Source organism: Agromyces humi (assembly GCF_009720255.1).
GTDB lineage: Bacteria > Actinomycetota > Actinomycetes > Actinomycetales > Microbacteriaceae > Agromyces > Agromyces humi.
This window is the reverse complement of record NZ_WJSP02000069.1, coordinates 1-13651: the sequence shown is the minus strand read 5'-3', so window position 1 is coordinate 13651 and position 13651 is coordinate 1. Positions and strand designations below refer to the sequence as shown.

Below are 13651 nucleotides of genomic sequence, written 5' to 3'. Positions count from 1 at the left end.
TCGGCCACCCGCCGCCCGGAGCGCATGGAGACATCCCGGTCGTGCGAGATGCCGCCAGCCAGAACGACGACGTAGAGACCGTGGGAATCGCTCATGATCAGGGGTTTCTCCACTACTTGAGGTCGGACGCAGCCGCAGCCTCGTGCGCCTCGGCGTAGCGGGCGTGGAACCTGGCCCGCTCGCCCGGGAGCAGGTCGGCCAGGATCGCCTCGCGCACGAGCGCGTGGCGGAACGCGTAGTCCTGGCCGTCGATGGTGAGCACTCCGCCCAGCACGCTCTCGCGGGCGGCCGCGTCGAGCTCGTCGGCGCTGCCGCGGTACACGGCGGCGAGCAGGGAGTGGGAGACGCAGACTCCGCCGATCGAGACGAGCCGCAGCAGCTCTTGAGCGGACTCGGAGAGTCGCTCGTAGCGAGCGAGCAGCAGCTCGCGGAGGGTGTCGGGCACCTCGCCCTCGTCGCGGCATCCGTCGATGCCGACGAGCTCTTCGACGAAGAACGGCACGCCGTCGCTGCGGCGGAACACCGTGGCCAGCACCTGCTCGCTGACCGCCTCGTCGACGATCAGCGACCGCGCGAGCTTGCGCACCTGCCCGCGGGTGAGCCGGCTGAGCTCGCGGCGCTCGACCCACCGGTCGCGCTCGGCCTCGGAGAGGAACGCGCGCACGGGATGCCCCCGGGTGACGTCTTCGGTGCGGTAGCTCAGCACCGTGAGCACGCGGCTCGAGCCGAGCGCGCGCATGAGGAAGCGGAGCAGCGTGAGGCTCGCCGCGTCGATCCAGTGCAGGTCTTCGATGACGAAGACGATCGGGTGCTCGCGGGAGAACGTCTCGAGGAGCACGGCGATGGCCTCGTGCAGCTGGCTGGTGGCGGCGCCGGCGGCAGGAGGGGCCGTCGGCGCCGCGGTCAGTGGGTCGGATGCCGCGAGCTCGGGGAGCAGCGCGACCAAGGCCGCGCGACCCGGGCCGACGGCGTCGAGCACGCGGTCGGCGCCTTCCTCGGCGACGAGCGTGCGCAACGCGCCCTTGACGGGCGAGTACGGCGAAGCAACGCTGCCGAGGTCGACGCACTGCCCGACGAGCAGGCGCACGTCGGATGGCAGCCCGGCCTCGAACTCGCGGAGGAGACGGGTCTTGCCGATGCCCGCCTCGCCGCCGATGATGACGGTGAACGGCGCGCCGGCGCGCACCTCGTCGAGGCGCTCATTGAGCCTCGCGAGGTCGGCGTCCCGACCGATCATGGCCGGCGCTGACATGGTCACCATCTCATGGTGCCACGTTCCACCGACACCGGCGCCGGGCTGGGGAGCGCCGACCTGCGGGGCCGGAGATCCTCAGCATCATCGGCGCGGCCTTCCCCGTCGCGATCCTGGTCGGGCCATCCCGACGGAGTTCAACATCGAGGGCTTCTGGTACAACAAGCAGCTGTCGGGAGTGTGGTCGGCGACGCGGCCGCGGGCACGGTCACGGTCTCGTGGTCGCCGTACCGCGGCCATGGGGGCGGCGGCCGCTGCTGCTCACCGCGGGGCTCGTCGCCGTGTACTTCGTGCTCATGCTGCTGAACGGCATGAACCTGTCGACGTTCATCCTCATCCACACGAGCAACATGGTGGCCATCTACGCGGCGGGCATGGTGGCCGCCACCCTCCTCCTGCGGCGCTGGTCGTTCGGCTGGTGGCTCGCCGTGGTCGCCACGGTCATGACCGTCGGACTGCTCGTGCTCGCGTGGGCGAACCTGCTCGTGCCCCTCATCCTCGCGCTCGCCGCGGTGCTCGTCACGGTCGTGCGACGCCTGCGCGGCCGCACGGCATCGGGCGCCCGCGCATCCGCCACTCCCACCCGCAGGACACCCGCGCCCGTCTCGACCTCACAGGAGCTCAGTTGACCGAGTACCGCGCCCACTTCGACGCCGAGATCGAGTTCGTGAACGGGGGCGGGTTGCGGGCCCAGGCGTTCAGGCTCGACCTCCCGTCGCGCGACCTCACCGAGGCGCAGATCGGCGAGCTGCTCGTGCGGCACCTCGGGCTCGCCCTGGTCGGCCGCGTGCAGCTGTCGAACCTCCAGGTCGTCGAGGAGCCGCATCGCGGGTCGCGCGGGGTCGTCGATGCGACGACGGATGCCGCGGAATCCGACGGGCACACCGCGCCGGGTGCGCGCGGCGAACTCGTCGACCTCAGCCACCCGATCCGCGCCGGGCTGGTGACCTACCCCGGCATCCCCGCGCCGACCATCACGCCCCACCTCACCCGCGAGGCGTCGCGAGAGCACTACGCGCCCGGCACCGAGTTCGCGATCGACCTCATCACCATGGCCGGCAACACGGGCACCTACCTCGACAGTCCCTTCCACCGCTACGCGCAGGGCGGCGACCTCGCGAGCCTCGACCTCGCCACGCTCGTCGGCGTTCCCGCGGAGGTGTTCCGGTTGACGGATGCCGCGAGCCGCGGCATCCCGGCCGAGGTGTTCCTCGACCGGGAGCTCGCGGGCACGGCGGTGCTGCTGCACACCGGCTGGAGCCGCCATTTCGGCGCGCCCGAGTACGCGCACGGTTCGCCGTTCCTCACCGAGGCCGGCGCGCGCCACCTCGTCGACGCCGGGGTCGCGATCGTCGGCATCGACGCGCTGAACATCGACGACACCGAGTCGGGCGGGGAGCGCCCGGCCCACTCGATCCTGCTCGCGGCCGGCGTGCACGTCGTCGAGCACCTCACGGCGCTCGAGCGCGTACCCGTGCGCGGCGCTCGCTTCACCGCGGTGCCGCCGCGCGTCGAGGGGTTCGGCACGTTTCCCGTGCGGGCGTTCGCGGAGCTGCCCACGCGCTGAGGCTCGTCGGTCGGTTCGCGGGCGGACGGAGCGACGGCGCGACGGCGTGCCGGATGACGACGAGTGTCCGGGAGCGGCGCGGGCAGTGGCATCCGTCGCCGTCGTGAGTGAGGATGGGTGGATGATCGCTCCCGCGTACTCGCTCCGCGACGGCAACTCCATCCCGGCGATAGGACTCGGCACCTACGGCCTCAACGAGCAGGCGGGCATCGCAGCGATCGTTTCGGGCATCGCCGACGGCTACCGCCTCATCGACACCGCCTACAACTACGGCAACGAGGACGTGGTCGGCGAGGCGGTGCGGCGCACCGACGTCGATCGCAGCGACCTCGTCATCACCACCAAGCTGCCCGGGCGCCACCACGGATTCGACGAGACCCTCGCCAGCTTCGAGGAGTCCCGGCGCCGCCTCGACCTGGACTGGGTCGACCTCTACCTCATCCACTGGCCCAATCCGCGCATCGACAAGTACGTCGACGCCTGGCGCGCGATGATCCGCCTGCGTGAGAAGGGCCTCGTGCGGTCGATCGGCGTCTCGAACTTCACCATCCCCATGCTCGACCGCCTCGAGCGCGAGACGCAGGTCGTGCCCGTCGTGAACCAGGTCGAGCTGCACCCGTACTTCCCGCAGGAGGAGTTGCGGGCCTACCACGACGAGCACGACATCCGCACCGAGAGCTGGAGCCCGCTCGCGAAGCGCAGCGAACTGCTGCAGGAGGGCGTCATCACGGCGCTCGCCGCCGAGAAGGGCGTCACCCCCGCGCAGATCGTGCTGCGCTGGCACGTCGAGCTCGAGGCGGTGCCGATCCCCAAGTCGGCGGATGCCGCGCGCCGGCGTGAGAACCTCGACGTGTTCTCGTTCGGCCTGGCCCCCGAGGAGGTCGAGGCGATCTCCGCGCTCGCGCGCGGGCGGCTCTGGGGCGCCGACCCCGACACGCACGAGGAGTTCTGAACGCGCGGAGGTCTGAGCGTGGAGTCCCGGGCACCCGCCCGGGTTCCCGTGTCGGACGCCGGGGATAGGCTCGATCGGTGAGCGACGCGACGAACCAGACGGAATCCTCGACCACGGAGCATCCGGTCGGGGCTGCTGTCGGGGCCGTCGAGGCCGCTGGAACCGCCCTCTCGGGCGACACGCCGGCGCCGGGCGGGCACGAGCCGCTCGCTCGCGGGCCGCTCTCGAAGCCCTACCGGTGGCTGTCGATCGGCATGTTCTCGATCATCTTCCTCGCGGCCTTCGAGGCGATGGCCGTGACCACGATCATGCCGCTCGTCGCCGCCGACCTCGACGGCGAGGCGCTGTTCGCGGTGTCGTTCGCCGTGCCGCTCGCCGCCGGGATCATCGGCATGGTCATCGCCGGCAACTGGACCGACCGATCGGGACCGCTGCCGTCGCTCATCGTCTCGGCGGTGCTGTTCGTCGTCGGGCTCGTGATCGCCGGCACCGCCGTGAACATGGAGGTGTTCATCCTCGGCCGGTTCGTGCACGGCCTGTCGGGGGCCGCGGTCATCGTGCCCCTCTACGTCATCGTCGGTCGTGTCTACCCCGAGCACCTGCGCGCCCGGGTGTTCGCGGGATTCGCCGCGGCCTGGGTCATCCCGTCGATCGTCGGCCCCGCGCTCGCGGGCGCCGTCGCCGAGGCCACGAGCTGGCACTGGGTCTTCCTCGGGGTCATCGTGCTGATGCTCCCGGCCGCCGCGATGATGCTGCCGCCCATCGTGCGGGTCCGCGACCAGGTGCAGGGCGATCCGTCGGTGCCGTGGAGCCCCAGTCGAGTCGGCTGGTCGGTGCTCACCGCCGCGGCCGCGCTCGCCGTGTCGCTCGCCAAGGAGCTGCCCGACCCCTGGCAGTGGGTCGTGGCCGTCGTCGCGATCGCGGTGGCCGCCGTCGCGGCCCGGCCGCTGCTGCCCAAGGGCACGCTGAGTGCCGCGCGCGGCATGCCGGCCACCGTCATGCTCAAGCTCATCGTCGCCGGCGCGTTCTTCGGCAGCGAGATCTACCTGCCCTACCTGTTCATCGAGCGGTACGACTTCTCGCCCAGCCTGGCCGGCGCCGTGCTGACCGGCGCAGGCCTCTCGTGGGCGGCGGCGTCCTGGCTGCAGGGTCGGCTCACCGAACGTGTCTCGAACACGCAGGCCGTGGTGATCGGCGCGGCGGCGCTCGTCGTCGCGCTGGCCGTCGTGCTCGTGGTCGCGACCTTCACGCTCGCCCCGGCCATCGCCTTCGCGGCATGGACGCTCGCGGGCGCTGCCATGGGGTTCATGTACCCGCGTTTCTCGGTCGCGGTGCTCGCCCTGTCGCCGGTGTCGGCGCAGGGGTTCAACAGCGCGGCGCTCACCATCTCGGAGTCGCTCGGCGCCGCGATCGCGCTCGCCATCACGGCGCTCGTCTCGAGTGCGGCCGGCGCCGGCATGTTCACCGCCGACTTCACGGTCACGGTGACCATCGCGGTGGTCGGCCTGCTGCTGGCGAGCCGGGTGCGGCCGGCGGCCGCGGCATCCGTCACCTGACGACCTTTCGGCGGCGCCGACGCGCCCGCCCGCGTGGCCGCGATGTGACCGTCACATTCGTGTGACAGTCACATTCGCGGGGAATTGTGCATAATTGACTGCGCCGGCGTGTGACCGTGAACATGCCGAGATGTCGATCGGGGTCGCCGTGCCAGAGGAGCCGCAGCGGGGTCGTGCCCCGAGCATCCGCGATGTCGCGCGGCTGGCCGGCGTCTCGCACCAGACCGTGAGCCGTGTGCTGAACCATCATCCGAGCATCCGCCCCGAGACGAAGCAGCGGGTGCTCGACGTCATGGGCGAGCTGCAGTACAAGCCCAACCGGGCGGCGCGGGCACTGGTCACGAGTCGTTCGCGCACGCTGGGCATCCTCTCCGCGTCGAGCACCCAGTACGGGCCGGCGTCGAGCATCGCGGCCATCGAGTCGGCCGCGCGGACCGCCGGATACTGGGTGAGCACGGCGAACATCGAGTCGGCGGATGCCGCGTCGATCGCCGACGCGCTCGCCCACCTCACCGCCCAGGGCATCGAGGGCCTCGTGGTGATCGCGCCGCAGGTGCGGGTGTTCGACACGCTCGCGCGGCTCGAGATGGACGTGCCCTACGTCAGCCTGCAGTCGACCGGCCGAGACGAGGACCACGCCCTGTCGGTCGACCAGATCGCCGGGGCTCGCATGGCCACGCGCCACCTCATCGAGCTCGGGCATCGCAGCATCTACCACCTCGCGGGACCTCAGGACTGGATCGAGGCGGAGGCCCGGATGCGCGGCTTCCTCGAGGAGATGAGCGCCCAGGATGTCGCCACGACCGCTCCCATCCTGGGGGACTGGACCGCAGAGTTCGGCTACTACGCCGGCCGGGAGCTGCTCACCGTGCGGGACTTCACCGCGATCTTCGCGTCGAACGACCAGATGGCCCTCGGACTCATGCACGCCGTACGTGACGCCGGCCTCGACATCCCGCGCGACGTCTCGATCATCGGATTCGACGACATCCCCGAGGCGGCGCACTTCTGGCCGCCGCTGACGACGGTGCGCCAGGACTTCGCCGAGCTCGGCCGCCGGTGCGTGGCACTGCTGCTCGGTGACATCGGCGAGGCCTCGACCGAGGCGACCGGCACGATCACGCCCGAGCTGGTGGTGCGCCGCAGCACCGGTGCGCCCGCGTTCTGACCTGCGGCAGGCAAGGCCGCGGGGTCCCGCGCGGTCGGCGTTATGGATCCGTGACCTGGCGAAGTTGACAGCATCGGCGGGATTGTGGCTAACATGAGTTTCGCCATGTGAACGGTCACATCGAGACCGACATCGTGGAGCACCTCCGCCCGACGAAGGAGTCTTCCAGTGCCGATCGCCCCCGCCGCTGCACCGCACGCCAACGCGTGCGAGAGCCGACGGAACGGCACGAACGCCGTGGCGGTGCCCGCATGAGCAGCTACGGTCCGCAGGTCGAGGTGGCGATCGCCCGCGTCCGCGCCGACGTCGCGAAGCTCCACGCCGAGCTCACCCGCTACGGGCTGGTGGTGTGGACGGGCGGCAACGTGTCGGGTCGCGTGCCCGGCGCCGACCTCTTCGTGATCAAGCCGTCGGGCGTCTCGTACGACGAACTGGCGCCCGAGAACATGATCCTCTGCGACCTCGACGGCACCGTCATCGAGGGCACCCCAGGCGCCGAGCGGTCTCCGTCGAGCGACACCGCGGCACACGCGTACGTCTACCGGAACATGCCCGAGGTGGGCGGCGTGGTGCACACCCACTCCACCTACGCCACGGCGTGGGCCGCACGTGGCGAGGAGATCCCCTGCGTGATCACCGCGATGGCCGACGAGTTCGGCGGCTCCATCCCGGTCGGCCCGTTCGCGATCATCGGCGACGACTCGATCGGTCGCGGCATCGTCGAGACGCTCAGCGGCCACCGCAGCCGCGCGGTGCTGATGCGCAATCACGGTCCCTTCACGATCGGCGCCAGCGCGAAGGACGCGGTCAAGGCCGCCGTCATGGTCGAGGATGTCGCGCGCACCGTGCACCTCGCCCGCGAGGCCGGTCCGCTGGTGCCCCTTCCCCAGGACGCGATCGACCGGCTGTACGACCGGTACCAGAACGTGTACGGCCAGGCGTCCGACGCCCGCCGCACGAAGAACGCGGGGCCGGCGCCCGACGCCCGCCCAGCGAAGACCCCGAAGGCGGCGCCCGACGTCCGCCGGAAGGTCGCAGACCGGCGATGATCGATCGTCCGGTTCCCCAGGTCTTGCGCAGTCCGTCCCGACGGGCCCGGCGCGAGGGGAGACGGCTGGCATGGACGCGGCCGACTCCGACTGTCACCAAGACAACGTCGTCCATGAATGACACAGTGAAAGGACACACCGTGAAGAACACGAAGAAGGTGCTTCTCGCCACCCTCGCGGCCGGTTCCATGCTCGCGCTTGCCGCGTGCTCGGGCGGCAGCGGTGGCAACGGCGGCGGCGAGGGCGGCGGCGACGGCGGCCTCATCGGCGTCGCGATGCCCACGAAGAGCTCGGAGCGCTGGATCCAGGACGGCGACGCCGTCAAGCAGCAGCTCGAGGACCAGGGCTTCACCGTCGACCTCCAGTACGCGGAGGACGACATCCCCACCCAGGTCTCGCAGATCGAGAACATGATCACGAAGGGCGCCGAGGCGCTCATCATCGCCTCGATCGACGGCACGACGCTGTCGCAGGTGCTCCAGGACGCGGCCGACGCCGAGATCCCGGTGATCGCCTACGACCGCCTCATCCGCGACTCGGAGAACGTCGACTACTACGCGTCGTTCGACAACTACAAGGTCGGCGTGCAGCAGGCCAACTCCCTGCTGAACGGCCTGGGCCTCACCGACCTCGAGGGCGAGCCGGCCGCTGACGCGCCCGCCGGTCCGTTCAACATCGAGCTGTTCGCCGGTTCGCCCGACGACAACAACGCCACGTTCTTCTGGAACGGCGCGATCGACACGCTCCAGCCGTTGATCGACGACGGCACCCTCGTGGTGAAGTCGGGCCAGACGGACTTCGAGCAGGCCGCTACGCTCCGCTGGGACGGCGAGGTCGCGCAGGAGCGCATGGAGAACATCCTCACCTCGACCTACTCGGACGGCTCCACGGTCAATGCCGTGCTCTCGCCCTACGACGGCCTGTCGCGCGGCATCATCTCGGCGCTCACCGACGCGGGCTACTCGGTCGGCGAGGGCTGGCCGATCATCTCCGGCCAGGACGCCGAGCTCGACTCGGTCAAGGCGATCAACTCGGGTGAGCAGTACGCGACCATCTTCAAGGACACGCGTGAGCTCGCGAAGGTCGCCGTCGACATGGCGTCGGCGATCCTGAACGGCGAGGAGCCCGAGGTGAACAACACCGAGGACTACGACAACGGCGTGAAGGTCGTGCCGTCGTACCTCCTCGAGTCGGCCATCGTCGTCAAGGACAACATCAACGAGATCCTCGTCGACAGCGGCTACTGGACCGAAGAGGAAATCAACGGCTAGTCACCACCGGAACACGCCGGTCGGATGACGCGCAACCCCGCGTGTCGGGGCCTGGGCGGGAGTACTCTCGCCTCAGGCCCCGGCCGCGGCGGCATCCGTCATCCGACCGGCCCCGACCGGCAATGAAGCAGGAGCAAGGATGACCACCAACATTCTCGAGATGCGCGGCATCACGAAGACGTTCCCGGGCGTGAAGGCCCTGTCGAACGTCACCATCGGGGTCGAGCGCGGCGAGGTGCACGCCATCTGCGGCGAGAACGGCGCCGGCAAGTCGACCCTCATGAAGGTGCTGTCGGGCGTGTACCCCCACGGCACCTACGACGGCGACATCGTCTTCGAGAACGAGACGGTGGAGTTCCGGGACCTCACGGACAGTGAGGCCAAGGGCATCGTCATCATCCACCAGGAGCTGGCGCTCAGCCCGTACCTGTCGATCGCCGAGAACATCTTCCTCAACAACGAGTTGAAGGGCCGCGGCGGCCTGATCGACTGGAACAAGACGAACTTCGAGGCGTCGAAGCTCCTCGCCCGAGTGGGGCTGCGCGAGAACCCGACGACGAAGATCATGGACATCGGCGTCGGCAAGCAGCAGCTCGTCGAGATCGCGAAGGCGCTCTCGAAGGAGGTCAAGCTCCTCATCCTCGACGAGCCGACCGCCGCGCTCAACGACGAGGACTCCGACCACCTGCTCGACCTGATCCTGCACCTCAAGGGGCAGGGCATCACGTCGATCATCATCAGCCACAAGCTGAACGAGATCAAGAAGGTCGCCGACTCCGTCACGGTCATCCGCGACGGCAAGACGATCGAGACGATCGCGAAGCAGGATGTCACGGAAGACCGCATCATCAAGGACATGGTCGGCCGCGACCTCGAGAACCGCTACCCCGACCACACGCCCGACATCGGCGAGGAGCTGCTGCGCGTCGAGGACTGGACGGCGCACCACCCGCAGGACACCTCGCGCGTGATGGTCGACAACGTGAACCTCAACGTTCGTGCCGGCGAGATCGTCGGCATCGCCGGCCTCATGGGCGCGGGTCGCACCGAGTTTGCGATGAGCCTGTTCGGCCAGAGCTACGGGTCGAAGATCACCGGCAAGGTGTTCCTTCGCGGCAAGGAGATCAAGACCCGCACGGTCGCCGAGGCGATCGACCACGGCATCGCCTACGCCACCGAGGACCGCAAGACGTACGGCCTCAACCTCATCGAGGACATCAAGCGGAACATCTCGATGGCCTCGCTGAAGAAGCTCGAGAAGTACGGCCTCGTGCACGACAACGAGGAGTACGCGGTCGCGAACGAGTACCGGAAGTCGATGAACATCAAGGCGCCCAGCGTGCTGGTGAAGACCGGCAAGCTCTCGGGCGGCAACCAGCAGAAGGTCGTGCTCTCGAAGTGGATCTACTCGGATCCCGACGTGCTCATCCTCGACGAGCCGACGCGTGGCATCGATGTGGGCGCGAAGTACGAGATCTACATGATCATCAACCGCTTGGCTGCATCCGGGAAGGGCATCATCGTGATCTCGTCGGAGCTGCCCGAACTGCTCGGCATCTGCGACCGCGTCTACGCCCTCTCGGAGGGGCGCATCACCGGTGAGCTCCCCATCGCGGAGGCCACACCCGAGGCGATGCTCAAGCTCATGACCATGGAAAAGCCCCGCTAGCCGGCGCTGGCGGATACACCAGGAGACACCATGTCGAATCCGACTCCCACCACCTCCGAGGAAGTCCAGCTCCCCGGCGGCAACCTCAACCCCGTCGAGAACAAGTTCACCGACCGGCTGAGCCACGTGCTCGCCGACCTCGGCAAGAACGGCATCTTCATCGCGCTCGTCGCGGTGGTCGTGCTGTTCTCGATCCTCACCAACGGCATCCTGCTGCGACCGCAGAACATCTCCAACCTGGTCGTGCAGAACGGCTACATCCTCGTGCTCGCGATCGGCATGGTGATGGTCATCATCGCCGGCCACATCGACCTGTCGGTCGGGTCGGTCGCCGCGTTCGTCGGTGCCTGTTCCGGCGTCTTCGCCGTGCAATGGGGACTGCCCTGGTGGCTCTCGGTCATCCTCTCGCTCGGCATCGGCGCCCTGGTCGGCGTGTGGCAGGGCTTCTGGATCGCCTTCGTCGGCATTCCAGCGTTCATCGTGACGTTGGCGGGCATGCTCATCTTCCGAGGCCTCGCGCTCGTCGTGCTCGGCAATGCGAACATCGGCTCGTTCCCCGCTGAGTACCGCGCACTCGGAAATGGCTTCGTCTCGGTCGGCGACTTCGAACTCGACCCGCTGACGCTCGGCGTCGGCGCGCTCGCGATCGTCATCCTGATCGTGCAGCAGGTGCGCACCCGTCGCGGGCGCCAGAAGTACGGCCAGGACGTCGAGCCCATGGTGTGGTTCATCATCAAGCTCGTGCTCGTGTCGGCCGCGATCGGCTTCTTCACCTGGTCCCTCGCCTCCTACAAGGGCATCCCGGTCACGCTGATCATCCTCGCCGTGCTGGTGCTCGTCTACGGGATCGTGATGAACCGCACCGTCTTCGGTCGGCACATCTACGCGATCGGCGGCAACCGCCACGCGGCGGAGCTGTCGGGCATCAAGACCCGCCGGGTCGACTTCTGGCTGTTCGTGAACATGGGCACGCTCGCCGCCCTCGCCGGCCTCATCTTCACCGCCCGGCTCAACCTGGCCGGGCCGAAGGCCGGTGACGGCTTCGAACTCGAGGCGATCTCTGCGGCCTTCATCGGCGGCGCAGCCGTGCAGGGCGGCGTCGGCACCATCGGCGGCGCCATCATCGGTGGCCTGATCATCGGCGTCCTGAACAACGGCATGTCGATCCTCGGCATCGGCATCGAGTGGCAGCAGGTCGTCAAGGGCCTCGTGCTGCTGCTCGCGGTCGCGTTCGACGTCTACAACCGGCGACGCTCCGGCGGCAACTAGGGTGTGGTGACGGAGGGGCGGGTGCTGCGGCATCCGCCCCTTCGTCGTGCCCGACATCTCGCACCTGGGCCGGGCAGGGGCTCCGGATGCCGCGACGCCCGTCGCTGTGGACTCCCCGAGTTCCCCCGTCCCCGCCGCCGAAATGTAGGAAGTTCCGGATGGCGCGCGGAGGGCCGGGGAAGGGCCGGACGGCGTGTGGGCCGATTCTTCCTACATCTCGCATCAGGGCCGGGCAGGGGCTCCGGATGCCGCACCGCGGCGCGCTTGCCGACCGGCTTCGTTAGCGCTAACATCGTGTTTCGTTAGCGCTAACGAAGCCACGACGAAGGAGTCCCCGTGCCCCACCCCGACGAGCACGCGACCGGTGCCGACGGCCGGACGGCGACGGCGTGAGCGCCGCGGCATCCGGGTTCACCCCCGAGGTCGAGGCGGCGATCGCGCAGGTGCGCGCCGACGTCGCGCGACTGCACGGCGAGCTGACCCGCTACGGCCTCGTCGTCTGGACGGGCGGCAACGTCTCGGGTCGCGTGCCCGGCGCCGACCTCTTCGTGATCAAGCCGTCGGGCGTCTCGTACGACGACCTCGCGCCCGAGAACATGATCCTCTGCGACCTCGACGGCACCGTCGTGCCCGGTACTCCGGGGTCCGACCGCAGCCCGTCGAGCGACACGGCGGCGCACGCATACGTGTACCGCAACATGCCCGAGGTCGGCGGCGTCGTGCACACGCACTCGACGTTCGCGGTCGCCTGGGCCGCGCGCGGGGAGGAGATCCCCTGCGTCATCACCGCGATGGCCGACGAGTTCGGCGGGCCGATCCCGGTGGGCCCGTTCGCGATCATCGGCGACGACTCCATCGGGCGCGGCATCGTCGGGACCCTCACGGGCCACCGTTCCCGTGCGGTGCTCATGCAGAACCACGGGCCCTTCACGATCGGCACCGACGCCAAGGACGCGGTGAAGGCCGCCGTGATGGTCGAGGACGTCGCGCGCACGGTGCACTTCGCCCGTGAGGCCGGCCCGCTCATCCCGATCCCGCAGGACGCGATCGACCGGCTCTACGACCGCTACCAGAACGTGTACGGCCAGGCGTCCGACGCCCGCCGCGACGACGACACCGCACCGAGTGAGGACGCAGCCCGATGACCGACTCCACGAACCCGCCGGCTGCGGGCGACGCCGCCGGCAACGCCGCCGCCCGCGCCCGCGCCGCCATCCTCGAGGGGCGCACCTCGCTCGGCATCGAGCTCGGCTCCACGCGCATCAAGGCGTGCCTCGTCGGCGAGGACCCCACCGAGGTGCTCGCCGTGGGCAGTCACGAGTGGGAGAACCGGTTCGAGAACCAAGTGTGGACCTACTCGCTCGAGGATGTCTGGTCGGGACTCCAGGCGGCCTACGCCGACCTCGTCGCCGACGTACGACGGCGCTACGACGACGCGCAGCCCCAGTCGTTCGGCGCCATCGGCGTCTCGGCGATGATGCACGGCTACCTCGCGTTCGACGCGGGCGACGAGTTGCTGGTGCCGTTCCGCACGTGGCGCAACACGTCGACGGGCCCGGCGGCCGCCGAGCTCAGCGAGCGGTTCGGCCTGAACATCCCGCTGCGCTGGTCGATCGCCCACCTCTACCAGGCGGTGCTCGACGACGAGCCGCACGTGCCCCAGATCGACTTCGTCACAACGCTCGCCGGCTACGTGCACTGGCGCCTCACGGGCCGCAAGGCCATCGGCGTCGGCGACGCCTCGGGCATGTTCCCGATCGACGCCGCCACGCACGACTACGACCAGCGGCTCCTCGGGGTGTTCGACGGCCTCGTGGCGGAGCGCGCTCCCGGCCTGCAGCTCGCCGAGCTCCTCCCCGAGGTGCTGCCCGCGGGCCGGCCCGCCGGCGACCTGACGG

The 13651-nt window shown here is 69.6% G+C and carries 12 protein-coding genes; 11 read left to right on the top strand and 1 reads right to left on the bottom strand.

Features of this window, described 5'->3' with window-relative positions; all coding sequences use genetic code 11:
* Positions 1-112: 112 nt before the first annotated feature.
* Entirely contained in the window at positions 113-1252 is a 1140-nt protein-coding gene (locus tag GH736_RS08520) for an ATP-binding protein (protein ID WP_159602106.1), read from the bottom strand.
* 218 nt (positions 1253-1470) lie between these two features.
* Between GH736_RS08520 and GH736_RS08515 the strand changes: the two genes are divergently transcribed.
* The 11 genes from GH736_RS08515 to GH736_RS08465 all read left to right on the top strand — a co-directional run.
* A complete protein-coding gene (locus tag GH736_RS08515; RefSeq protein WP_159602104.1) occupies positions 1471-1881 on the top strand; it encodes a hypothetical protein in 411 nt (136 codons plus the stop codon).
* Complete coding sequence (locus GH736_RS08510) at positions 1878-2819, top strand: cyclase family protein (protein WP_159602102.1); 942 nt, start codon at positions 1878-1880, stop codon at positions 2817-2819. Before GH736_RS08515 ends, GH736_RS08510 begins: the two co-directional genes overlap by 4 nt.
* 121 nt (positions 2820-2940) lie before the next feature.
* Positions 2941-3771 carry an aldo/keto reductase gene (locus GH736_RS08505; protein ID WP_159602100.1) on the top strand — a complete coding sequence of 277 codons (831 nt, stop codon included), beginning with the start codon at positions 2941-2943 and terminating at the stop codon, positions 3769-3771.
* Between the two features lie 77 nt (positions 3772-3848).
* Entirely contained in the window at positions 3849-5327 is a 1479-nt protein-coding gene (locus GH736_RS08500) for an MFS transporter (RefSeq protein WP_235933907.1), read from the top strand.
* Between the two features lie 130 nt (positions 5328-5457).
* Positions 5458-6495: a LacI family DNA-binding transcriptional regulator gene (locus GH736_RS08495; RefSeq protein ID WP_159602098.1), complete on the top strand. Its 1038-nt coding sequence runs from the start codon at positions 5458-5460 to the stop codon at positions 6493-6495.
* A gap of 251 nt (positions 6496-6746) precedes the next feature.
* Positions 6747-7544: an L-ribulose-5-phosphate 4-epimerase gene (locus GH736_RS08490; protein WP_235933906.1), complete on the top strand. Its 798-nt coding sequence runs from the start codon at positions 6747-6749 to the stop codon at positions 7542-7544.
* Between the two features lie 188 nt (positions 7545-7732).
* The gene (gene chvE / locus GH736_RS08485; protein WP_203230690.1) at positions 7733-8815 is read left to right on the top strand and encodes a multiple monosaccharide ABC transporter substrate-binding protein; all 1083 of its coding nucleotides are present in this window, start codon (positions 7733-7735) and stop codon (positions 8813-8815) included.
* 139 nt (positions 8816-8954) lie between these two features.
* Positions 8955-10484: a multiple monosaccharide ABC transporter ATP-binding protein gene (gene mmsA, locus GH736_RS08480; protein ID WP_159602094.1), complete on the top strand. Its 1530-nt coding sequence runs from the start codon at positions 8955-8957 to the stop codon at positions 10482-10484.
* A gap of 30 nt (positions 10485-10514) precedes the next feature.
* On the top strand, positions 10515-11753 hold the full coding sequence (gene mmsB, locus GH736_RS08475) for a multiple monosaccharide ABC transporter permease (RefSeq protein WP_159602092.1): 1239 nt from the start codon (positions 10515-10517) through the stop codon (positions 11751-11753).
* Between the two features lie 389 nt (positions 11754-12142).
* Positions 12143-12898: an L-ribulose-5-phosphate 4-epimerase gene (locus GH736_RS08470; protein ID WP_159602090.1), complete on the top strand. Its 756-nt coding sequence runs from the start codon at positions 12143-12145 to the stop codon at positions 12896-12898.
* Positions 12895-13651: FGGY family carbohydrate kinase (locus GH736_RS08465; RefSeq protein WP_268891236.1), on the top strand; the 757-nt coding region annotated here is incomplete at its 3' end. The genes GH736_RS08470 and GH736_RS08465, both read left to right, overlap by 4 nt.